This window comes from Vibrio sabulosilitoris (assembly GCF_055391395.1).
The window spans coordinates 1,256,442-1,279,108 of sequence record NZ_AP029600.1; the positions used below are offsets into that span (position 1 = coordinate 1,256,442).

16 protein-coding genes are annotated in these 22,667 nt (G+C 49.0%); all 16 read right to left on the reverse strand.

The window, feature by feature from the left end; translation table 11 throughout:
- Nucleotides 1–6: 6 nt before the first annotated feature.
- Nucleotides 7–3,237: a hypothetical protein gene (locus ACZ5R2_RS21125; protein ID WP_464902654.1), complete on the reverse strand. Its 3,231-nt coding sequence runs from the start codon at nt 3,235–3,237 to the stop codon at nt 7–9.
- 2 nt (nt 3,238–3,239) lie between these two features.
- Entirely contained in the window at nt 3,240–6,428 is a 3,189-nt protein-coding gene (locus ACZ5R2_RS21130) for an RCC1 domain-containing protein (RefSeq protein ID WP_464902653.1), read from the reverse strand.
- A 255-nt stretch (nt 6,429–6,683) separates the two neighbouring features.
- The gene (locus tag ACZ5R2_RS21135) at nt 6,684–7,640 is read right to left on the reverse strand and encodes a hypothetical protein (RefSeq protein ID WP_464902652.1); all 957 of its coding nucleotides are present in this window, start codon (nt 7,638–7,640) and stop codon (nt 6,684–6,686) included.
- 11 nt (nt 7,641–7,651) lie between these two features.
- Nucleotides 7,652–8,668 (reverse strand): hypothetical protein, encoded by a 1,017-nt coding sequence (locus ACZ5R2_RS21140; RefSeq protein ID WP_464902651.1) that lies wholly within the window; start codon nt 8,666–8,668, stop codon nt 7,652–7,654.
- Complete coding sequence (locus tag ACZ5R2_RS21145) at nt 8,658–9,374, reverse strand: hypothetical protein (RefSeq protein WP_464902650.1); 717 nt, start codon at nt 9,372–9,374, stop codon at nt 8,658–8,660. The genes ACZ5R2_RS21140 and ACZ5R2_RS21145 overlap by 11 nt, the downstream gene beginning before the upstream one ends.
- Entirely contained in the window at nt 9,371–12,118 is a 2,748-nt protein-coding gene (locus tag ACZ5R2_RS21150) for a TcfC E-set like domain-containing protein (RefSeq protein WP_464902649.1), read from the reverse strand. Before ACZ5R2_RS21150 ends, ACZ5R2_RS21145 begins: the two co-directional genes overlap by 4 nt.
- Complete coding sequence (locus tag ACZ5R2_RS21155; RefSeq protein ID WP_464902648.1) at nt 12,115–12,636, reverse strand: hypothetical protein; 522 nt, start codon at nt 12,634–12,636, stop codon at nt 12,115–12,117. Before ACZ5R2_RS21155 ends, ACZ5R2_RS21150 begins: the two co-directional genes overlap by 4 nt.
- A 14-nt stretch (nt 12,637–12,650) precedes the next feature.
- A complete protein-coding gene (locus ACZ5R2_RS21160; RefSeq protein ID WP_464902647.1) occupies nt 12,651–13,202 on the reverse strand; it encodes a hypothetical protein in 552 nt (183 codons plus the stop codon).
- A 1,278-nt stretch (nt 13,203–14,480) separates the two neighbouring features.
- Nucleotides 14,481–15,905 carry an amidase gene (locus ACZ5R2_RS21165; RefSeq protein ID WP_464919450.1) on the reverse strand — a complete coding sequence of 475 codons (1,425 nt, stop codon included), beginning with the start codon at nt 15,903–15,905 and terminating at the stop codon, nt 14,481–14,483.
- A 3-nt stretch (nt 15,906–15,908) separates the two neighbouring features.
- Complete coding sequence (locus ACZ5R2_RS21170) at nt 15,909–17,165, reverse strand: Zn-dependent hydrolase (protein WP_464902645.1); 1,257 nt, start codon at nt 17,163–17,165, stop codon at nt 15,909–15,911.
- 21 nt (nt 17,166–17,186) lie between these two features.
- Nucleotides 17,187–17,882, reverse strand: coding sequence for an ABC transporter ATP-binding protein (locus tag ACZ5R2_RS21175; protein WP_464902644.1), 696 nt, complete (start codon nt 17,880–17,882; stop codon nt 17,187–17,189).
- A complete protein-coding gene (locus ACZ5R2_RS21180; protein WP_464902643.1) occupies nt 17,875–18,633 on the reverse strand; it encodes an ABC transporter ATP-binding protein in 759 nt (252 codons plus the stop codon). Before ACZ5R2_RS21180 ends, ACZ5R2_RS21175 begins: the two co-directional genes overlap by 8 nt.
- Nucleotides 18,633–19,637 (reverse strand): branched-chain amino acid ABC transporter permease, encoded by a 1,005-nt coding sequence (locus ACZ5R2_RS21185; RefSeq protein ID WP_464902642.1) that lies wholly within the window; start codon nt 19,635–19,637, stop codon nt 18,633–18,635. Before ACZ5R2_RS21185 ends, ACZ5R2_RS21180 begins: the two co-directional genes overlap by 1 nt.
- Before the next feature lies 1 nt (nt 19,638).
- Nucleotides 19,639–20,496, reverse strand: coding sequence for a branched-chain amino acid ABC transporter permease (locus ACZ5R2_RS21190; protein ID WP_464902641.1), 858 nt, complete (start codon nt 20,494–20,496; stop codon nt 19,639–19,641).
- 54 nt (nt 20,497–20,550) lie between these two features.
- Complete coding sequence (locus ACZ5R2_RS21195) at nt 20,551–21,738, reverse strand: ABC transporter substrate-binding protein (RefSeq protein WP_464902640.1); 1,188 nt, start codon at nt 21,736–21,738, stop codon at nt 20,551–20,553.
- Between the two features lie 79 nt (nt 21,739–21,817).
- Nucleotides 21,818–22,564, reverse strand: coding sequence for a FadR/GntR family transcriptional regulator (locus tag ACZ5R2_RS21200; protein WP_464902639.1), 747 nt, complete (start codon nt 22,562–22,564; stop codon nt 21,818–21,820).
- Nucleotides 22,565–22,667 lie beyond the last annotated feature (103 nt).

A 22,667-nucleotide genomic window follows, 5' to 3' on the forward strand; every position in this document is an offset into this window, starting at 1 on the left:
ATGTCATTAGCAACCTAAAGTATCGCCATAGGTTTCATAGGCACTCATGCCTGATAGCCAAGGCGGCTGCCTCACACAGGTGTTGCTCCAACTGTGTCCCCACGTGACCACACTGCCATCCTCACGTTGCGCCGCAAACCCATAATCATTGGCATAGACCGCTCTCACGCCGATGAGCTGCGCCTGAACCCACTCAAAGGGCCACTGAGCCAGCGTGCTGTGTCCAAACCCTGTTACGCTGCCGTCGCCATGGAGAACGGCGTAGCCATACAGTGAGCCCACTACTTGTGTCGCATTGGTAAAGACTTTGGGTGATGGATCAGTAGAGTTGCTATAGAGCCCCCAAATCACTACAGCGCCATCGTCACGCCACGCCGCGAACCCACCCGGAAGGGTCTCAATACGCCTGATCCCCCTTAGCTCACTGACCACATTATCTGGGACAATGCCACCGTAACTGCTTCCCCCCCAAGTGATTACGTTCCCGTTAACGGTTAATGCCGCAAACGCGTAGTAGTTAGACACGATGTCGATCACTGATTCGGTCACTACAGGAGGACGTCCTCCGTAGTTTCGATGCCCCCACACCATAATATCGCCATTCTCAGTGATGGCCGCAAAAGCGCCACCACTACTACTGTCGGCCCCTCGCGTCGCAGCCAGGTGGGTGACTCTTTGTTCTGGATCAGGCGGTCCATCCCCGCCATGCGACTCTTCTCCCCAACTCACCACGGTGCCCTGGTCCGTTATCATTGAAAAGGCGCGGTAATTACCCACAATGTCCTGAGCGCGTCCGGTCAGACCATCGGGTATCGTTCCGCCAAAATCAGGCTCTCCCCAAGCTTTTAGACGACCGTCACGCTGCTCTGCGACAAAGGCATACTGGTTGCCGACGATCGCCGTCACCGGCTGGTCAATGTCGGTCATTGAGACATCGCCGCCATACCATTTACTGCCCCATGTCACTACATCGCCTTGACGTGTGAGGGCTGCGAAGGCTCGCTCACTGGCATTGACCGTGACAATATCCCGTATCTGCTGCGCCTGTTCAGTTAATGTGCCACCAGCATTGACATCGCCCCAAGCGATCAGTCGGTTGGTGTCCTCATCGTCCACCACGACGGCGGCGGCAAATTGGGTGTAAAACAAAGCCTCGGGCTGTACTGTCGCCAGCTCTTGAGCCAAATTCCCGCTGGGTGTGGGAACATCTGCGCCCCAGGCGACTATACGATACCCGAGACCTCGATCACGCAGGGCTAGCATGGCTCGCCCAATCGGCACAATGGCCTCAACATCGAGCAGCCAATAGCTTAGCTCAGTAAAACTGACCTCCCGCTTGATACTCTCATACTCGCTCCCATCCGGGCGTTGATAGGTCACCCACACGCTTGTGTCATGTGCCGCGTTGTCATAGTCCCTCAGGCTGATCACCAATTGACCCTTGTCATCGGTGCGCATCTTGCCACTCTTGTTCATAATGCTGGTGGTGTCCGCGTCTAAGTGAACCTGTCCGTAAGCGGGCTCAGGGCCGCCAAGACCAGGGGTGCCAAAATCAACCCCTTCAAGAGGGTTGTCATAAGCATCATTTAGGTTCAATTGCAACTGGTTATACCCAGTCCACAACGGTTGGCTATTTCTAATCACCTTCAATGTTGCGATCCCAGTATCCGGGTCGGCGAGTAAGGTAAAGCGCTGCTCTGCTTTAAGCTCATTCAACGATGCCTCCAATAAAACACTGCCGGCGGTGGTGCCCTGTAGCGTGACATGCGCAACACCAGTATCGTCGGTATTCACCGTACACTGCGTGCTGCTCCCACTGCAGCCGTTGAGCATCGCCACCCCTTCAGTTAGCTTAAGTGAGACGGTCGTCGCCTGCGCCGGCATCACCCTCACCTCTATGGATGAAGAAGGCTGATTGTTGGCTATCAAGGTGTTGCTCTCCACCGACAAGGTCAGCGGCAGAGATTGAGCACAGGTGGCGTAGTAATGCGACGCATCGGCAGGAGATAAGCTCCCATCGGCAAGTGAAAACACCGACTCGCCCCCCTCTAACCAATACGCGCTGCCCGCTGGCCAGTCCTTTGATACGGGGTCTGCATGGATAAGAGCCTCAGCCGCGGCGGTATCTGGCATACTAGAGCCTTGCTGCTGACAGTAGTACGCTACATCGTCGTACGCCATCGCTGCCATATACACCTCTGGGGTATAGTCTGGCTCATACACCGCTGTGGGCAGCAATCCTTCTCGCTGCGCCATGGAATAGGTCATCGGCGCTGTAAAACTGTAGCCCTGATGGAAAATGTCGTCCCAACGCGCTTCCCCGTCGGGCAATACCGTGGTCACTCGAACCAAATGGGTGCTCACCCCCGCGCGATGGTCACTCACGGTGTAGCGCACCACGTGCTCACCTGCCGTCAAAGCACTGAACAGAAACTGATTCGGGTTATCGTCATCAAGGCGAACGCTAGCGCCCATTGCAGTGACATTGACCAACTCGTACGCATGACTGCCGGCTGTGACCCAAGGGTCAATCGCGATGGACACCGTGTCACCCACATTCACCATATTGGGATGACGACCTGGCCCTGCCACCGGCGGGTGACTGCCTGGCTCGGAGAAGGTGACATCCACTACACCCAAATACTGCGCTGGACGCGTATCACTCCCCGCATTGGGGTGCGATAGCTGATAATAGACACTGCTATAGCCAATGCGGTCGATGGCGTCAGACTCGAGCACTATACGACCAGTGTTTGCCCGAGCAGTCACCGGTAATCCTTCGACGATGAACGTGTCTTGAAGCAGGTAATCACTGATGTCAACGCCGTGCTCATCCTCGGTCGGCATGCTCACCAAATACATCTCGTCACCCCGCTCAAGCGCCACTCCCAAGGGCGGCAGCATGACCAGCGCATCCGCATCCGCCACCCAAGCAACCGCACTGGCACGCCCACCAGGCCCTGACGCGGTAAAGGTATAATCACATAAGCTCCCCGCTTGCTCGACATAAAAGCCAAGCCCATCCACCCCTGCGGGCTCGCAGCTCGACGAGGTGACCGCAGACAGTGTCTCGCCATGACGGACCTGACTGGACACATCCACATAACCGACACCGCCTGGCACAGCCGTGACGTAAGGCATGGCACTGACGGCTGGCGGCTCACTCTGTGCCGCCTCTTGTTGACAACCCACGAGCAGCGCTAGCGCTGTCAGTGGCAATACTGTGCGTGTTCTCATTCTTAACAGCTCCATGCTGAATAGCCCTCTCTGTCCCAAGGAGGTTGTGCCTGGCAGCTATTGCCGCCATAATTGCCACTTCCCCACGTAATCACCCGGCCGTTGTCCGTGAGCGCCGCAAACCCGCGGCCATTGCTCACCAACTCAGTGATCATCGATTGACGCAAGGTCTCTTTTATTGTGTTGGGTAAATGCCCCCCGTAACTGTAGCTACCCCAAGCATGCCAACTGCCATCCTCTAGCTCAGCCACAAAGGCATAGTTGCCCCCCCAAAGGCGTGAAATGGCTTGTGTCGGCGCCGCGTCTGGGTCGCCACCATAATCATCGCGTCCCCAGACTTTCAGCGTATTGTCATCAAGCAGCGCCGCGAAAGCGCCCTGCCAAACAGGGTAGATAGCCATGATCGGGTGCCCGTCAAAGGAAGGAAGCTCTCGGCCAGTCCCCGCGCCGCCCCAGGCGACGACACTGCCGTCCCCTTTCAGCGCGGCAAACGCAAATGCGTTCGCGGTGATACTCACCACATCGGTGAGCGCCGCTTGTTCATTGGCATCCAAGCGTCCCCCTCGGTCTGCATCCCCCCACACCCGCACTGTGCCGTCCTCAAGCAGCGCCGCGAAGGCATTATGGGTACTGACCACCTCTCTTACACCCGTCAACGATGGACCTGACCCACCGTGACCTTCAAACCCCCAAGTCACAAGCTGTCGCTCCTCGCCGGCAATAGCAGCAAAGGCGCCATAGGACGGGACGATGGCTTTCACATCCACCACCCCGGTGGGCGCCTGCCCCCCGTAGCTGCCATTACCCCACGCACCAAGCGCGGCATTATCGCCCATGGTGACCGCAAACGCATAATTGTTGGGGGTTAGGGTGCGCACGTCAGCGAGCGTGCTGTTCATCAGTCCACCGTAACCTGAGTGACCCCAAGCAACCACCTCACCACTTTGTTGGATGGCACCGAACGCGAACGAACTCGCCGAAAGTGCCACCACTTGGTCAGCCTCGTTTTCCGGGTTGGCGATAGTGGGCGGCGTCGTAATGGGACTTTCTGCTGGATGGCCCTGCCCCCACGAGGAGACACTGCCATCACTCCACAGCACAGCGCTCATCGAAGATCCTTGCACCAGTTCAGTGGCGCTAGTGCCAAGCGGTGCAGGTACCGCTTGAGTGGCACTCTCATAACGAATATCCCCCCAGCTCACGACCCCATCTTGGCGCAGTGCGCCAAACGCTGTGGTCCCACCAACCACACGCATTACATTGTCTAAATACAACCTATCAGCAAACTGAACCGTCACGTCGTCACACGCACCGTGATAACATTGCGTCATAAGCGTTGGGTGCGAAGACTTATCGTAAGAGACCAAGGTCATGTCCAGATACCCAGCCGAGGTGGTGGTGCGCCCCGCATCATCAAAGCAGCTGATGCAGCTAACCATCGGGGTGTCAAAGGTCGGTATCGGCAGTGTTTCTTGGCCAATACGGTTACCAAACGGGTCCGCTAAGCGAGCGCGCACGACGTTTTGACCGTCATACACTAATGCCCCATCTTGTTGCACTTCCAGCGTCACCACCGCATTGTCTCGGTCCGGTGCCACCTCAAAACGTTCACTGCTCTCAAAGGTGCCCATGGTCGCGCTGAGCGTAAACGGCACCGCCTTATTGCTGACCACCCGAGTACTGGCTTCCCCTTGAGGGTTCAGTGACACGGTTATGGTATCCGAGCCATTAGCCTCAAACGTGGCATCGTCACCGGACAGACGTAGAGTCACGTCACCGACGCGCGGTGGGAAAAGACGCACCGTGAGCTCACTGCCTCGACCGGCTATCAATGATTCAGGGCCCGCAATACTCAGTGCCAAGCCTTTTGCACACGTGACATAATGGGCCTCAAACGGCTGTACATTGTGCGTAAAGCTGCCATCGGCAAGCTCATACACCCCCGCCGGCTGATTGTCTCCCTCGACTTTGGCCCAGTAGTGCTGACTGTGGGGCCAGCCCTCGGCAACCGCGTGGCCGTTGGTGCGCACATCATCGAGCATAGCCACCGTTGGGATATCAAACCCAAGCGTTGAACAATGCCCCTGCGCCACACTGTAAGCTTGCCCACTGACCACCACTTCACTGCCGGTACTGATGTCCAATTGACTCTCACTCACAACTCCTAAGCGCTGTGCTTGCGCGTGGGTCAGTGGCGCTAAAAACTGTGCATCGGCGGTCAAAATGTCAGACCATGGGGCCACGCTGTCCGGGGAGTAGGCCTCGACCATTAGCAACCCACCCGACAAGCCGCCATACTCATCGCCCACGGTATAACCGAGGGTGTGCACGCCCTCTTGGCCTGCCGAAAACAGCAGATGCTGCTTATCGTCCACCGCAACGTTGGCGGTTAAGCTCTGTACTTCCAGCAACTGCCAATCTGGGTAAGTGCCCGCCTGAACGTAAGGTGTGATATCGATGCGCTGTGCCGTTTCACTGATAGGTAGCGCATCTGGATAAGCGCTATTGCTCGCTTGTGGTGGGGTGTGGGTACTGGTGGTCACCGCCGCGTTCGCCACGCCCCAGTACAAGGGCTCATCATCGAGCGTCAATTGATAAGTGGCGGTTACCTGACATGGTGATGTGGTCTGCGCGCCGTTAAACACCAATCGAGGCCACGTGCTATTGAGCACCGATAAGGTCACCTCTTCGCACCCCGGTCCAACCGTGCTTAGATTGGCCGACAGCGCAAAGCCCGCTAAATCTTGCCCCTGCGGCCCCTCTCTTGGTACCCCTAGCTGACTCACCCCCCCTAGAGGTAGCGAGGTCGTCAGCGGTGTCAACACCACATGGTCATCGTCCGCCATGACTTGCACCTGTGCCCCAGAACGTTCACTGCCTGCGCTCACTTGATACTGGTATTCACAGCGAGCCCAATCCGATGGCGTCACCTGAAAGCGAAGTGCCTCACCCAACTGAGCATCTGGGCAGTCCGCCATCATCGAGGTCACATTGGTTAACTGCACCTCGCTGCGGCCGCTATGGGCCACAGCTTGGCTAATATCCACCCATCCCTCGTCGGCCACCACCACGGTGTTATACGCCATGAGGGTATTACTTGCTGGTGCCTTGGGACTCTCTTCCCCTTGGCATCCAGCTAATATCAACCCGACGCCCAGCAAGGGCGCACACTGTCTGAAATTTTGTTTCATAAACTTTCCTGTTATAGACCTGCACGGATGACTAACGTGAACGAATCGCGATACTGTCCCTGTTCAATCGGCGCATTCTCTACGCGCACGCGAAGGATCACAGGCAGCTCTGACCACTGCCCCTGACGACGGTGCTTTCAACGCTTACCCACCCTTCACTGACCAGCAAGGTGTCATCGAATTCATTACACAACACGGACTACGCGAATCGCCTTAGGCAATGACCAAAGCGATGAGCCCACTCTTTCGACGCGATTAAGGAGCGTCACTTGGGACAAGTAAGGTTTCACCGGGAAAAATATAGGCCTTTCGCGCATTACGCTCTGCCAACCATGGATTCATCGCTTCTAACCACGCTAGCGTGACGCAGTGAGCCGGCGCAATCTTACTCGCCCAATCGCCAGGAACTATCGTATAACTGCGGGTTGTCTCTGACGCCTTTAGCGGGATATCCTTTGCTTTTGGGCACAACTCATCAGTTGGCGCTAATAAGTCTGGCTCTGAGTGCTGAACGAGTGCGACACTCGACTCCCTAGGCTCACTCACCGGCCGAAGGAACGTCTCAACCTCCTCACTGGATCTCGATGTGGCCAACGGCGCTGAGCGCCATCGCCACTCCAACCCAATCCCCAAGGTATAGAGATCGCCCTCCTCTACCTTGAAGGGTTGGTGCTGATAACGGTAGCCAATGTTCAATGACAAGGGTTCACTGAAGCGATGCAACCAGCCGACCTCTGCCGTAAGGCTGTCAACACCCCTAATCCCTAGCCCTACATACATAGAGTCCTCCTCACTGAGCGTATATTTGGCTCTGTTATAAAGAGCGGGTTTGACGCTGGCGTCATTTTGGTCCGTCGCGCCAATTGCGCTCACTCCCAGCCCGATGTCTAGCCAATTCGTTACCCCATAGCCCCCATAGACCCACTCTGTATGGGTATGCTCCGCGCTTTGAGAAGCGGTGCCGATGCCGACCATGCCGCCCACGTGCCAACCCTCTCCAGCGACCGAATGCCACGCCATTACAGTTGCCCCAAAGGCGAACACTACCTTACTGCTGTACCTAGACGTCATACTCATTTTCTCCTTAAGGTTAACACCCAACAACATAAGGGTATTACTTGCTGGTGCCTTGGGACTCTCTTCCCCTTGGCATCCAGCCAATATCAGCCCGACGCCCAGCAAGGGTGCACATTGTCTGAAATTTTGCTTCATAAACTTTCCTGTTACAGACCTGCACGGATGACTAACGTGAACGAATCGCGATACTGTCCCTGTTCAATCGGCACATTCTCCACGCGAACGCGAAGGGTCACCGGCAGCTCTGTCCCCGTCCTCTCGACAACCGTGTTATCACGAGCAGCCCTTCCCTCACGAACCAGTAGCGTATCTTTGCACTGGTCGCATAACACCGAATACGCAATCGGGCTTGACTCACCCGCGCTGTCATCCGTTAATGCAAAGTCACGGCTGGCGTCTTTGTGCGCCAGCGTAATGCCATTATCAAACTGGCCCCGCACCCGCACATCAAAGACCGCCTCCCCTGACACCGTGTCGCTCAAATAGTCGTACACCGGTTCAATGACACCATTACCCGTTTTGCTGATGCTCGTCAGTACGTCGGGGCGATGGTGCACCTCAATGGTGGTCGCCATGTTCACCACTCGGCGTACCACTTGCCCTGAGCCGGAAAACGCATATTCGTAGGCATAAGAGAGCGAACCACTCCAGCGATACACCCCCGCTGGTTTCCCATACAAATCCGTCGCCAACGAGGTGGTGTTGAACAGGGGGTGTACGTGACTAAAGGGTGTCACTGCTGAGCTAGAGAGCAGCCACGTGTCTGAGTAACATTGCCCTAAGGCCATCGTCCCGACGGTGGCGGTACTGCTCCCTACGCGATTAAGCGAGCACAAGGTGCCCGTCTGTGGTCCATCTGCTGCCGGGGTAAACGAAGCAAAACGGTATTCAATGCCCACCGGTGTAATATCGACCTTACTTAAGCCATCACGGTGCTCGAGTGTTATCGGCTCAGCCCCCTTAGTCAGTGCCCCTGGCCGCCACCGAGATGTCGGAGTCAGGGCTGGCACCACATCCCAGTGGCTGGGGGTCACCCCAACGGAAACCGTCTGGCCATTAGTCCAGTTCAACTGCCGACCCACGACTTCACCACGCAAGTCCACCGATGCATTTGTCAAGGTGCAAAAGCCACAACACATCAAAAGCGCTAACTTAGCCTTCATGTTGCTTACCTCGAGTCAGCACCTGAGTGTCTCGATAGCTAGCACGGTGCGTTTCCAACGTCACCGCCAGTTGAAGCTTGGCCAGACGTTCGGTCAGTGGCAGGGCGAGATGTCGTCCCCCTAACACTGTGTACTCAGCAGTGCAGTCGCGACTTATTTCACCACCCTCACACGCCTCTATCTTCAACCGCATATAATTGGTGCTGTAATTTTCTACCCATAACGTCCCATCTGCTCGATACTCGATGTGATAGTCGAGCGGGCGCTCTTCCCCTGGCATCATGATCACTGGCGCAAAACCAAACACCATACCAAGCGATGAGCCAGGTGGACGGTCTGGAAAGTGAGGTACCGGCAGCAGTGAGACTTGATACACTTGGTCGGTCGTTCGGTCACAGGCCTGTCCACACTTAAGCTGCACCTTAAAGTCACGTTCAAAACCTGGATTAACCACTACTTGAGAGGGCTTAACCTCTATCTCCCACTCCAACACGTTACTGCGGTTGTAAGGCGTCTCAACCAACTGCCCCTCTTCCACGTGCAGTGCCGCCATCGACACGTTGACATACAAGCGCTCCTGCTGATCATTATTTAAGGTCAGCATCGCGACCCCATCGTCATTGGCCACCGCAAACAGCGTATTGACCTCGATAGCATTAACGCTCCCTGCTAAACACAACGCCATCGCCCACACTCCAAGCCTCATACGCCCTCCTTCTTATTTTCTCCTGATGACTGAATCGTCAATAGATCCAACTCCGCGTCTTTGAGCAAGACATAAGTATCCAGACTTTCTAATAGCGCTCGCTGCGCCTGAGTGAATGTCTGCTGCTCGACGATATACACAAACACTTCCCCTGCGACGCGAATCGGTTTGTAATGGATGTCTAACTCATCTAACTGAGCCATCACCGCTTGGGCATCACCCTCATGCTCAAAACGACCTAGGTAAAACAGCAAGGTGTCTTTTGAGTCTCGCCAAGTCGCCTCACTATCAAAGGCCTCCGGCAATTCCTCCCAATCCATGTCGCCCGTGGCATCGAGCCCTGGTAGGCAATAGCCGTTGTAATAGCCTTGCTCTCCCATCGCCTCGAATAAACACAACCCCTTATTGGACACCAAACGAAAACGTCCCCCCTCACGATAACGAATGCCAAACACCCCATCTTCAGACAATGTATCGACGTTCACACAGTCATCGCCGACGCACTGCACCGCTGAGACTGGCGCATCAAATACATCATCCAACACCACAACCATGTAGGCCAAAGGCGACAAGGTCATCGCAAAGTTGTACACCCCTCCAGGGTGGGTAAACTGGTTAAAGTGACGATTGTCCACATCAAGCAAACTGCCCATCTCATCGACATCGAGTTGGATAAACTCGTACGTTGGCACAGGCATCAGTACCTCATCCGAGTCCAAGTCCCCGCGAAATCCATAGCGACCATCTCGCACCATTTGCAGCTTCAGGGTTGGCTGCGTCTGTTCAAAGTCACCGGCATAATCTCGCGCAACGTGAACAAAAGAAGCGCCTCGCTCTCGCGTGGTCATGGCGTAGCTCGGGGTCAACACCTGAGAGCCACTCAAACTCAATGACGCATTTTGTCGCCCTCGGTCATCGGCAAAACCGTAACTCGATACCCTCAAATGCTCGTTACCGCCATAGGCCGCGACGTTGATTTCACCGCCCATCGGTTGCGCTTGTTCGAGCCTGGCTCCAACCGCACCTGTCAACTGCCAATTTTCGCTGTCGTGTTGCGCTCGCACATAGTTGGTGTTGGATTCAAAACCTGCCTGATTGGTGTAGGTGGTCATCTGAACGGACACACCTTGACCTAAGTCACGCGTCCAGCTCAGGCCAAACCGAGACTCATCTGGGCCACGCTCATACCAGTCATAATCCGCCGTGAGGTTGAGATGCCCGCCAAAAAAAGGCACCGACCAACCCGTCGACACCATATCGCGATGCTCAACGAGAATACTGTTGTGGTATTGACTTCGCGCGCGGTCATAACGAATGAATAACTGCCCTCCTAAGAGTGCATCACTGTACCCAACCCCCCACTCACGACGGTTGGTGGTCCCATACAGAGCTTGGGCTAATGTCATCCGACGCCCTTGTGAGTCGACGTCGGTAGCCTGCCAATCGACATAAAAACGGCCCAAGCCAAGACGACTGGTTTGATACCACTCATCGTCCGTAAATCGTCCGCCGACGTAGGTCGCTGACAACCAGTGGCTGTAGTTGTATCCAATCCCGGCTTGCACATAGGTACTGTCGCTGTTGGCCATCAGCCCTGCACCTACCATGATGGTGTCTGACCATCGAGTATTAAGCAGCACACGACCAAACTCTCGAGACACGCCTTGGTCAAACTCTTCCAACCGGGGTTTATCAAGTCTTCCTATCCCCGCCACGATATCCACTTGTCCTTGCTGCAGGGCGAACCGGTTGTTGTTGACCACTTGTCTGGTTTCTGTCAGTACAATCTCGCCCCCCACTCGCAAAATCAGGGTAATTTGATACGCACCACGGGGCAGATCTGCATAACTGACATACTGCCCTCCTTCGTTCACCACTCGATTCAGTATCAAACGCTCATTACGATAGATTTCCAGCTGTCCCGCCTGAGGGGCATAGAAGTTAATGCGCTGCAGATCGGCCACATTGCCACGAATAAGGTTTCGACTGTGACCCACAAACACACGCTCACCAGCTAGTCGAATACCGTTGTTAAGATAATCAGTCGTGTTAAAGGTCGGGGTATAGCGGCTGTAGCCCGCTTGCAGTCGCCAGTTATGCCAATGGGCATCATATTGACCAACATAGGTAGTAAAATCTTGGCGAGAAGAGGAGTAAGTGGTGTCAAAATACAATTGACCATACGCAAGCCCAAGGTACGTCTCGTTAGACCAAGTAATGCTGTCATGGCCATCAAAATCGCTAAACCCATACAGGTTCGTCCAGTTAATTAGCCCGTTCTCTGCGTTGTAAGCACTCTCATACTCAATATCTGTGACCACATCCCGCAAGCTGGACGCTGGCACAAAGATTTTCAGCAGCGCTTCATCAAAGTCATACACATACTGAGGCTGACTGTCTGGTGACATCGCCAATACACATTGACTCAAGCGAACCGAACACGCAGCATTGGTCTCAATGCCCGTCACCGCATCGCCCATGATCATCGATACAGTGGCACCATTTAGCTGACTTCGAGTAAGAAAGTTACTCATCTCGGTATAGGCACGGCTCTCTGGTTCGATACGAAATCGGTCAAAGTTGACCTGCGCGATCACCTCTTGCCCTGTGGTTTCACCCGCGAGGACGACCGTAATGGGTTTGGGAGTTTGGGCAAAAAAATGGGTGAACGCATCGGGATGCTCACTCGCCCTTAAGTTAACGCTTAACAGTGCTGTCACACTGAGCACAGCCATCAATCTCATACAGGTAACCTCACTGCAACTGCTATGGCACCAACACACTGACGGCGAAGCTCCGGATGTGTGTCAAATAGAAAAGAAGGAAACGTGAACGTCAGTTCGTGGTCCACCCACTGCTCGTTCTCATCGCGGCTGCCATCCGCTTGGTAGCCGAACGAATAAGGTGTATTCATCTCAAGCTCCGTCCCATTCTTGAAGGTGATGTTGTCGAGCGATATCGGCTCGGGCGCCTGAGTGGTGGTGGTGACCTGACATTCGTGACGACTATAGATAAGCCTTAGGTCATAGCCACTGATGGTATCGCTTAATGGACTCACCACACTGAACGTGACAGGGAGTGGCCTAAAACTGTGACGAGAAGGGTCATAAACAGCGTCAAATATCGCCTGGTCAACATCAACACGGATGTTAGAGCCTGCCGATTCAGCAGGCTCAATGGCCATCGATACTTGAAATGTTAACTCTTTCGCCTGACTGGCACAGGTTGCGCACAACAACAGACCACAAAGCCATTTCAACATATCGGCACTCCAAGCTAGAGGGTGGTGCCAACCATAATGGCAGCATTTATCTCAATAGATGCATAAGGCGTTAGCCCTGCGTAGCTAATGCCTTGCGCATTGACATTGACCTCGACAGAGCTGGCTGTAATATCACCCACATCGCCTATCGTCCAGTCGCTACCGGCCGCTGAGATGGTAAAGTCATCGGTATCAAGTACGTCTTCCACACCCCCTACCAATACCTCGAGATTGGTGAACTTCAGCTGATAGTCTGAGGTAATGGCCCAGCTATCGTTACTACTAGGATCTTCACCCTCGAGTATCTCAACCTGAAACTTAGCGCCCCTAGTACTGATATCATAGGTACCCTCAGCCGCTCCCTGGCTGGTGACCACAACGTCACCCGTTGTCAATGTTGTACCAACAGGACCTTCGCCACGAATACGAATGTGTTGACCATCGGTACCACTGCCCGGTAAGTTGCCCGTCCATTTGAGCACTTGGGACGCCTCATTCGCCAGCGCTGGCGCGGACAGTGCCATCGCTAATGACAGCGCCATGGTGGTGTTTACTGCTAATTTCATATTATTTTCCTTGTGTTACAATGCCGCCCTTGGCACCATTGCCTTGGGCCAATCAAATACGTACGCAGATTCAGCCCTGCCTCGCATTACAAATCTCTCTAAACGATGTGAACGCCCTGTCTCTTTTTCACAAATACAACGCCCCATATTCCTGAGTGTTATCGCGCATTTTTAGTGGCAATCGTAAGGTGTTATTTACCTGCAACAAATAATCGCAATGGTGGGTGGCTAATAATTCACTATCAACCCACTATTTTCAGTCAGTAATAAGGCTACCAATGTTGTTGTGCGTCATTAAGGCGGCTACCAAAACCTTAATTAACACAATCCTCTCGCTACAGAGGCCATATAGAATAAGTAGTGCCATCTAATCATCTTTCAGCTCTTTGCCACCCAAACACACAAAGTTCAAAGAGTGACAAAAACAATTAATAAACTGCGCTTCAGGTGCTATAACCACACTTAACACTACAAACATGAAAGGCCAACAAAACTAGAACCTGATAAACGACAAAAAATGTTAACACTCCATGTCGCCACAAAAAATCAAACCCATTTATTTTCATTATTTAATGATTAGCATTAACTACATTAATCACATTAAACCTCATAAATACAAATACTTGATCAATAGCAAGCATCAAGCAAAACCTTACCAATCACCGTGTGACACATGATATTTATCTCAAAAATTTATTGCAATATTTTAGAGTTAATTTATTCACATCAATGATAATAATATCCAAATTAAAACCAAGTAATAATTAATTTTTTTATTTATCAGATATACTCTGATTATTGTTAACTTGGATTTAACTTATTGCTATTTATAGTGCTTTCTTTTTACTGACCTCTGACAATGTCATCACCATACTGAGCGGTGCCAATAGTTTTTGCACCTAGTTAAGTAATTACAATCAATAACGAGGTAAAGGTAGGTAGAATGAAGTCGACACTTCACTATGAGACTTTATGATATTCATAGATGCAGAACCTCCAACTCAGCTGGACAAAACAAGTCGTTCCTTCTTTCCATTGGGATTACATTAAGTGCACATTCGACGTAGTTGGTATGATTTGAAGGTGTAGGTTGGTGGTGAGGAGTAACTTGGGTTCCGAAGGTAAATCGGCACTTCGATTTACCAGTATGTAAAAAGACCAAAACTGCATTGGGTCATAAGCTACCATTTTTATATTGCAGGTAAGAACAGAGGTGTCCAACTTGGTCTGCTAACTCTTTAATGAATGAGACTATTCAGCTTTAAAACCGGTTTGATTTTATATAGAACCAAAGTTGATTCTTATTGGTTCGTTCAAAAACTTAAACCGACTTTCCCTTTCTATGTGTTTAGCGACGGCTAATGTGAGCCAATCTTTACCTCTATCTGCGACAATCTGCAGTCCAACAGGAAGTCCGTTAGCTAGGCCACACGGGACAGTGGCTGCGGGCTGTTGAGTCAGATTAAACGGGTATGTAAATGGAGTCCATTCCATCCAGTCTCTCTGAGCTTGTGATTCAGTATCTTGACCTGCTTTGAAAGCCGTGTTGGGTAGAGTCGGCGTAATCAATATATCGTACCTGGTATGGAATTTCTGCATTGCAACCCCAAGTTCAGCTCTTCGATCTACTGCTACCATGTAGTCGACGATTTCTATTTCCGTTCCTAACTTAGCAATTTTCAAAAAGCCCGGGTCCAATAGTTCTCTTTGCTGCATATTGAGAGATGCCAAAATTTTTGCGGCTCCCGCGAACCAAAGCGTTGAGAATGTTTCAATAGGATCTGAAAAACCCGGATCTATAGTGTCTACGTCTGCTCCGAGGTCTCTCAGTTTTTCAACGACATTGTCTGTGACCGCTTTTACTTCTTGACCAACATTCACATAACCCAATGTAGGACTATACGCGATACGACACCCCTTCAGCGGCAGAAGTTCTCGTGTCCTCCAGGAGCTATTACAAACACGAGTAGAGTACCAATCCCTAATATCAGGCTTAGCCACAACGTCAAGCATTAGTACGCTGTCTTCAACCGTTCGCGTTATCGGACCAAGATGTGAGAGCGTCGTCATAGCGCTCGCTGGCCACTGAGGGATATACCCAAAGGTAGGTTTAAACCCAAATACACCACAAAAGCTCGCTGGTATGCGAATTGAGCCGCCTGCATCGCTAGCTTGGTGTAAGACCCCTAGATTCAATGCAGCAGCAACAGCCGCCCCTCCTGATGAGCCTCCTGCTGTTAATGCAGTATTCCAAGGATTTCGCGTTATACCGGTTAACCGACTATCAGTGACGCCTTTCCAACCAAATTCTGGAGTTGTCGTTTTGCCCATGATGACTGCACCCGCTTGTTTCATACTTGCGGGAAAAGGAGCATCAACATCCATCCGTCTATCACTCGTGGTTAGAGAGCCGCTGCGATTGGGTAAACCCTCCACCATTGTCAGATCTTTGATAGAACAGGGGACTCCATCAATAGGGCTTAAAGGTGTGCCCTTAAACCACCTCTGTTCTGAACCCTTCGCGGACTCTAGTGCTAACTCTGTTGCAATATGACTGTATGCATTAACTATAGGATTGTGGCTTTCAATTTTGGCCAAAAATGACTCAGCAGCCTCGACTGGAGAAAGTTGCTTCTTTTTGTACAACATCCCTAGTTGAGCAGCAGTCATATCGGTAATCTCTGTAGTGGCTACCTCGGACATAATTTATACCTCTCCAGCACATAAGAGTAGTGCATTCAATAAGACCGATGCACCAGCGCCTAAATCTTCTTTGTTCGCTCTTTCACGCTCATTGTGACTAATTCCACCTTCACAAGGTACAAAAATCATCGCTGTTGGCATGATATCTGACAGGAAGATGGCATCATGTCCTGCTCCACTGGTTATACCCATATTGGTGTAACCTAAGGCATTCGCCGCATCTCTTACTTTACTAACACATTCACTATTGAAATGGACTGGGGGGAAGTCTGCCGTAGGAGTGATAATTGCCTGTACTCGATGCGTCTCACTAAGTTGATCAACCATAGCTTTAAACTTGGTTACCATAGCATCTAAGCAGCCAATATCTGAGTGTCGTAAATCAACCGTCATTTTTACACTACCGGGTATCACATTCCTTGAACTCGGATAGACATCAAAACAACCGACAGTTCCCCGGCCCTGGGGCATATAATCAATTGCAAGTTGATTAACAAATTGAACTATCTTCGCCCCTACTAGACTGGCATCTTTTCGCAGATGCATCGGAGTTGGCCCGGCATGCGCTTCTTGGCCTAAAATTTCTACATCGAACCATTTTTGACCTAAGGCACCTTCCACAACACCTATTTGCTTTTGCTCGTCCTCTAGAACAGGTCCTTGTTCGATATGTGCCTCAAAATACGCTTGGGCTTTATGGGTACGAGAGCTTTTCAAATCATCGTACCCTATGCCTTTTAGAGCATCCTTAACACTAATACCCTCTTTATCCGTTGTCGCTAAAGCATCATCGAGTAGAATTTTACCGGTATAGACACCTGACCCCATCATACAGGGAGGGAAACGCGCACCTTCCTCATTGGTCCAGACGACGACTTCAATTGGAGCTTCAGTGACAATATTTAGATCATTTAACGTGCGTATAACCTCTAAACCAGCGAGTACACCAAAGCACCCATCAAATTTACCACCGGTCGGTTGAGTATCTATGTGAGACCCTGTCATGACTGGCGGAACGTTTTTGTTCTTCCCTTCTCTTCGAGCGAAAATATTACCTATTTCGTCAATTCGAACAGTGCAACCAGATTGCTCACACCATAGAATAAACAGTTCTCTACTTTCTTTATCCAGGTCAGTCAACGCAAGTCTATTCAGTCCACCTTTTGGGGTCGCGCCTATTTCACCATGAGACATCAAGGTGTCCCATAATCGATCGTTATTAACTCGATACAGAGCACTAGTTATTTTTTCTTCTATCATATTGAATCACTTCTCTAAAAATTAAACGGCCAAATAGCGATCTTTGATATCATCTCTAGACTTAAACTCACCATGACTTCCTTGATAAACTACTTTACCGAGTTCTATGACATAGTGTTTGTCAGCTAACTTTTCGCAAACGGATAGGTTTTGCTCCACTAATAGAATTCCAACGCCTTGAGCACGTATCTTGTCCAAAATATCAACAATTTCATCTACGATTACTGGCGCTAGTCCTTCAGTGGGCTCATCGAGCAACAGGAATCTAGGATTATTTAGTAATGCTCTTGCAATCGCTAACATTTGCTGCTCACCACCGGAGAGTTCATTCCCCCCATTAGCCTTGCGTTCTCTTAGGCGAGGAAACATCCTATAAATATCCTCCAAATCCCATCGGCTACCCCTGCGAACCGCGATTTTCAAATTTTCCTCAACAGATAGTATTCCAAATATACCTCTATGCTCGGGAACAAGAGCGATGCCATAACGGGCTATTTCAAATATTTCTCTGCCGACTAAGTTTTCATCATCTAACAATACCTGACCAACCTTTGGATTTACTATTCCTACTATAGACTTCAAGGTTGTTGATTTACCGGCACCATTTCTACCTAAAAGAGTAACTATTTCACCTTGGCATAGAGATAATGACACCCCGTGTAGAATATGACTTTTCCCATAAAAAGAATGGACATTATTAATCACTAGCTTACTCATGATAGTTTTCTCCCAAGTAGGCTTGTTTCACACGCACATCACCCTTGATTTCGTTCGGAGCCCCCTCTACAAGTATGTTACCTTGGTGCATAACGGTAATGTAATCCGATATTGACATCACGAGTTTCATATTGTGTTCAATCAACATTACTGTCTGATCTTGGCTTAATTCCGAGATTAGTTGAATCATCATAGGAATATCATCAACGCCCATGCCAGAAGTCGGCTCATCTAACAGAAGGATTTCAGGAGAACCACATAAGGCCATACCAACTTCGAGAACACGCTGTTGTCCATGTGAGAGTTCACCAGCGAGTCGATCGGCAACATCCTCGAGTTTCACCTTTGAAAGTACTTCATTTGCTTTATCAATATGCGACTGAACTGAAGTTTCCGGGACCCAGAACTTTAAAGCACGTAACCCCTCTCGACCTTGAGCTGCTATTCGTAAATTTTCCCTCACGGATAACTCTTGAAAAATGCTGGTAACCTGGAATGAGCGTGACATTCCCCGTGAAACGCGCTTATGAGCTGGCAAAGAGGTTATGCTTTCTCCATTAAAAACAATATTTCCCTTTGATGGCTTTCGTTCTCCAGTCAAGCAATGAAACAAAGATGTTTTTCCGGCGCCATTTGGACCAATAATAGTATGAATACTACCTCTTTTAATCCGAAGATCTACATTGCCAACAGCAAGAAAGGAACCATAATTAAGTCCAAGGCCAGAAGTTTCCAGTATATATTCACTCATCACTTAGAAACCTCCAATAGCTGTGTCTCTTTGGCCTTTCTGAACAGATTTAGACTAGAAACCTTGGCTTTGAGGTTCATTATTCCACCATAAATTCCGCCTGGCATTATTAGAACTATAGCAATCAAAGCGGCGCCTAAAAGCATCATCCATCTAGGCCAATATGCCGAAAGAACATCACCAATCAATATAATTGCACCGGAGCCAAAAATAGATCCTATCAAAGATCCTGTCCCTCCTATAATTGTCATGATTAAGATATTTTCCGACATTAACAACTCAATATTTGACAGAGGAGCAAAGTTAATCAACATTGCATAAAGTGCGCCCGCTAGTCCAGTAATCGCTCCTGATATGACAAATGCAAGCAATTTAAAGTGATTTGTTGAAAAACCAACTGCAGAAGCTCTCCCCTCATTCTCTCTGATCGCAACAAGAGTTGTCCCAAAAGGAGAATGAATAATCCTTCGTGCAGAAATAAAAACCAACATAAATATTACTGCAACAAAAATATAGAATGAACTGCTGTCTGACAAACTAGAAATAGTAACACCAAAAATAGAAAGCTCCGGTCTAGGAACATCGAGCAAACCATTATCCCCCCCGGTCCAGTCACTGAATGAGTAGGCAAGAAAGTAGGCCATTTGGGTAAATGCTAAAGTTAACATTACGAAATATATACCAGTTCTTCTTATAGATAGCGCACCAACAACAAAGGCTAAAACACTACCAAATAAAGTAGCGGTAAATAATGCTCCAAATAGGCCAAAGTCCAAATGGATCATAACTAGTGAAGCCGAATATGCACCAGATCCAAAAAAAATTCCCTGTCCAAATGAGAGTAGACCCGTGTAACCAAGCAATAAATTACAAGCCAAAGCTGCTAGTGCAAATATTACTATTTCCGTTGCCAATGTCATTGACGGTAAAACAAAAGGCATAAATATAATAATCGCTAATGCAACCCATGTGACGCCGCTATAAATCGTATTTTTTCTATTCATCCTAAGCTCTCCCAAATAATCCATAAGGTCGAAGTAGAATCACTAAAGCCATAGCCCCATAAATCATTAGACTTGCACCTTGAGGCCATAAAGTTGTCATCATACTTTGGACCAGCCCTACCAAGATTCCACCAACCAAAGCACCAGTAAAAGAGCCCATTCCACCAATGACAACGACGACAAAAGCTAAACCTAGAATTTCCGGTCCAATAAAAGGATGAACCCCTCTAAGTGGCGCAGCAAGAGCACCTGCTACTGCGGCAAGAGCCACACCAAGTGCAAAAGTAATCGCAAATAGTCTATACGTATGGGTTCCAAGCAGTGAAACCATCTCTGCATCCTCACTGCCCGCTCGAACCAGTGCTCCGAACTTAGTCTTGTCAAGTAACAGCCATATACCTACCGCAATCACTGCGGAGAAAAAGATAACGAAAAGACGATACTCCGGATAGAAAAAGTTACCCATTTGAATAACACCATTCAATAACTCTGGTGGAGATATACTCTTTCCTATTGGTCCCCATATGGATATACATAGTTCTTGAATTATTAGAGCCATACCTAATGTCACTAGTATTTGATAGGTATGAGGTAAGTGATAGACTCTCTTTATTAAAATTCTTTCGCACACCAAAGCGATTAGAGCTATAGCGAAAGGAGCAACAAGTAATGCTAACCAAAAATTTTCTGTATAAATAACCAAGGTATAAGTTAAGTAAGCACCTAGTAAATAGAAAGCACCATGAGCAAAGTTTACAAAGTTCAACAAACCAAATATAATCGTCAATCCCACAGACATGAGAAAGTAGATCATACCTAATCCTAAGCCATTTAAAGCTTGAAAGTAATATAGATTCATTACACTCTCCAGAAATCAATTCAAGAAAATAGAATAGATGTGCTACGTTATCTACTAAATTGATTTACATTCTAGACTTGATTCATCTGGGAAAGACTTCCCAGAACTAATAATTTGAGCGTAGTCATCTGGATCCTTCATTTGTGAGGCTGATTTGCCTTTAAGTAAGTAGTAATCTTTAATTATTTGATGATCAGCTGCACGAATTACTTCTTTTCCTGTTGGCCCCTCATATGAATGTCCTTCTAACGACTTAACTACTTTACTCGGCTCTGTCGAACCGGCAATAGCAATTCCATCTAATATTAATTTTGTTCCGATATAGTCAGCAGCCAAAGGATAATTTGGCGTTATACCATATGCCTCTTTTACCTCTTGAACTAGCTTGTTATTTTCTGGTGTGTCAACAGTATGCCAGTACTGTGCACCAAAAAAAACGTTCTCAGTGATACTGGTACCAAGTTCTTGGAACTGCTCTAACCCTGAAGACCAAGTGACCAAAATGGTCATTTGCTGCTTTAACCCGAAATTCACGGCTTGGCGTAGGGCATTAGATGATTGACCACCAAAATTAAGGAGCAGTAATACATCTGGTTGAGCGGCCATAGCATTTGTTAAATACCCTGAAAACTCTTGTTCTTGTAGAGAATGGTAGCTATTGCCGACATGCTCAATACCGAGTTCATCAAACACTACTTTAGCATTATCAAGCAATGCTTCACCAAAAACATACTGTGGAGTAATAGTGTACCAACGCTTATTCGCTTGGTCTTCTTTGTATAGTGCAGTGACTGTTTCTCTGATAGCACCATAGGTAGGGACCGACCATCGAAAGGTCGCTGCATTGCAATCAACACCCGTCAACTCATCAGCACCTGCAGGTGTAATGAATATTCCTCCAGATTTGTTCACATCTTTACCGATAGCTAACGATGTCGAAGATAAAGTCCCCCCGTCAAAAAACTTTGCGCCTTCTTGGTTTACTGCCTCTTGCACTTTACGCAAGGCTTTACCAGCATTACCCTCTGTGTCGATGACTTTATAGACAGGTTGCTTACCCAAAAGCTCACCATAACCCTCGACTGCTAATCGAGATCCCATGTCAGCATATTTACCGTAGCTGGCAAATGCACCCGACATAGATTTGACACCATAGATTGTTATTACGTCATCTTTTGCTTGTACAGAACCAGACAGTACGGTTAGAGACAATGCTGTGATCTTCAAGTATTTACTAATCATTATAAGGTCCTTCTTATATCTAATTAAATTTAAAATTCACTTGGGCTGTTTAAGCAGTTCTAAACAAGCAACTACTCATCTACATTATTTTTGATATCATCCCATCTAAAGCAAGGAAATGCCTTTCAGCTTGATTCATATGTTCCTTCATTAGAGCTCTTACTTGCAGCTCATCCTCATTTTCATACGCTTCAATAAGCTCATAATGATAGTCAGCATTTGATTTTGTAAACTCATAGTAGTCGACTAAATATGCCTTTTTGAACACGACTAAATCGCGAAGAGATTCATTTATAAACCGTCCAAAAAAACCTAATATTGGGTTAGGGCAAGCATCTGCTAATACGTTATGAAACTCTAGTTCAGCTACTTTTTGCTGATGTTGTCGAAGTTCAGAGTTTGGTTTTGAGCTGCATATCAAAGTATGTTTGCGTAGCGCTTGGAAATCATCAGCGGTTAATTGTCCCACTACTGAAACAGCGAGTTCAACCTCAATCAATTTCCTTATCTGATAGAGTTGTTCAGCCGACATACTCTTGAAGTACATGTAATTTCTAAGCGCCCTGCTCGCAGGTTCTGTACCAACCTCCTTTAACCACGCTCCGCCCCCTGGGCCCGGCTTTGTCCTTATCAGACCTTCTACTTCGAGTGCTTTCATTGCTTCTCGAATTGTCCCTTTGGATATTTCATACTGCTCTATCAGCTCTCTCTCACTTGGTAACCGGTCTCCCGGTTTAAGCTCTTCAGAGACAATAAGACGTTTTACCTCATCAACGATAAGATCCGACAATTTTCGTTTTAGTCTACTTTTTTCACCAAGTGCCATGGCTACGCATCCATAAAATTAATTATATTTATACAAATAATTATGATTAATTATTGAATTCCCAAGCATATAGCATGCCAATTTAGGCTATTGACGTTATTGC

What these genes read in the sequence shown, in the direction of transcription:
- ACZ5R2_RS21125 (WP_464902654.1), bottom strand. Translation starts at nt 3,237, where the DNA reads ATGAGAACACGCACAGTATTGCCACTGACAGCGCTAGCGCTGCTCGTG.
- ACZ5R2_RS21130 (WP_464902653.1), bottom strand. Translation starts at nt 6,428, where the DNA reads ATGAAACAAAATTTCAGACAGTGTGCGCCCTTGCTGGGCGTCGGGTTG.
- ACZ5R2_RS21135 (WP_464902652.1), bottom strand. Translation starts at nt 7,640, where the DNA reads ATGAAGCAAAATTTCAGACAATGTGCACCCTTGCTGGGCGTCGGGCTG.
- ACZ5R2_RS21140 (WP_464902651.1), bottom strand. Translation starts at nt 8,668, where the DNA reads ATGAAGGCTAAGTTAGCGCTTTTGATGTGTTGTGGCTTTTGCACCTTG.
- ACZ5R2_RS21145 (WP_464902650.1), bottom strand. Translation starts at nt 9,374, where the DNA reads ATGAGGCTTGGAGTGTGGGCGATGGCGTTGTGTTTAGCAGGGAGCGTT.
- ACZ5R2_RS21150 (WP_464902649.1), bottom strand. Translation starts at nt 12,118, where the DNA reads ATGAGATTGATGGCTGTGCTCAGTGTGACAGCACTGTTAAGCGTTAAC.
- ACZ5R2_RS21155 (WP_464902648.1), bottom strand. Translation starts at nt 12,636, where the DNA reads ATGTTGAAATGGCTTTGTGGTCTGTTGTTGTGCGCAACCTGTGCCAGT.
- ACZ5R2_RS21160 (WP_464902647.1), bottom strand. Translation starts at nt 13,202, where the DNA reads ATGAAATTAGCAGTAAACACCACCATGGCGCTGTCATTAGCGATGGCA.
- ACZ5R2_RS21165 (WP_464919450.1), bottom strand. Translation starts at nt 15,905, where the DNA reads ATGTCCGAGGTAGCCACTACAGAGATTACCGATATGACTGCTGCTCAA.
- ACZ5R2_RS21170 (WP_464902645.1), bottom strand. Translation starts at nt 17,165, where the DNA reads ATGATAGAAGAAAAAATAACTAGTGCTCTGTATCGAGTTAATAACGAT.
- ACZ5R2_RS21175 (WP_464902644.1), bottom strand. Translation starts at nt 17,882, where the DNA reads ATGAGTAAGCTAGTGATTAATAATGTCCATTCTTTTTATGGGAAAAGT.
- ACZ5R2_RS21180 (WP_464902643.1), bottom strand. Translation starts at nt 18,633, where the DNA reads ATGAGTGAATATATACTGGAAACTTCTGGCCTTGGACTTAATTATGGT.
- ACZ5R2_RS21185 (WP_464902642.1), bottom strand. Translation starts at nt 19,637, where the DNA reads ATGAATAGAAAAAATACGATTTATAGCGGCGTCACATGGGTTGCATTA.
- ACZ5R2_RS21190 (WP_464902641.1), bottom strand. Translation starts at nt 20,496, where the DNA reads ATGAATCTATATTACTTTCAAGCTTTAAATGGCTTAGGATTAGGTATG.
- ACZ5R2_RS21195 (WP_464902640.1), bottom strand. Translation starts at nt 21,738, where the DNA reads ATGATTAGTAAATACTTGAAGATCACAGCATTGTCTCTAACCGTACTG.
- ACZ5R2_RS21200 (WP_464902639.1), bottom strand. Translation starts at nt 22,564, where the DNA reads ATGGCACTTGGTGAAAAAAGTAGACTAAAACGAAAATTGTCGGATCTT.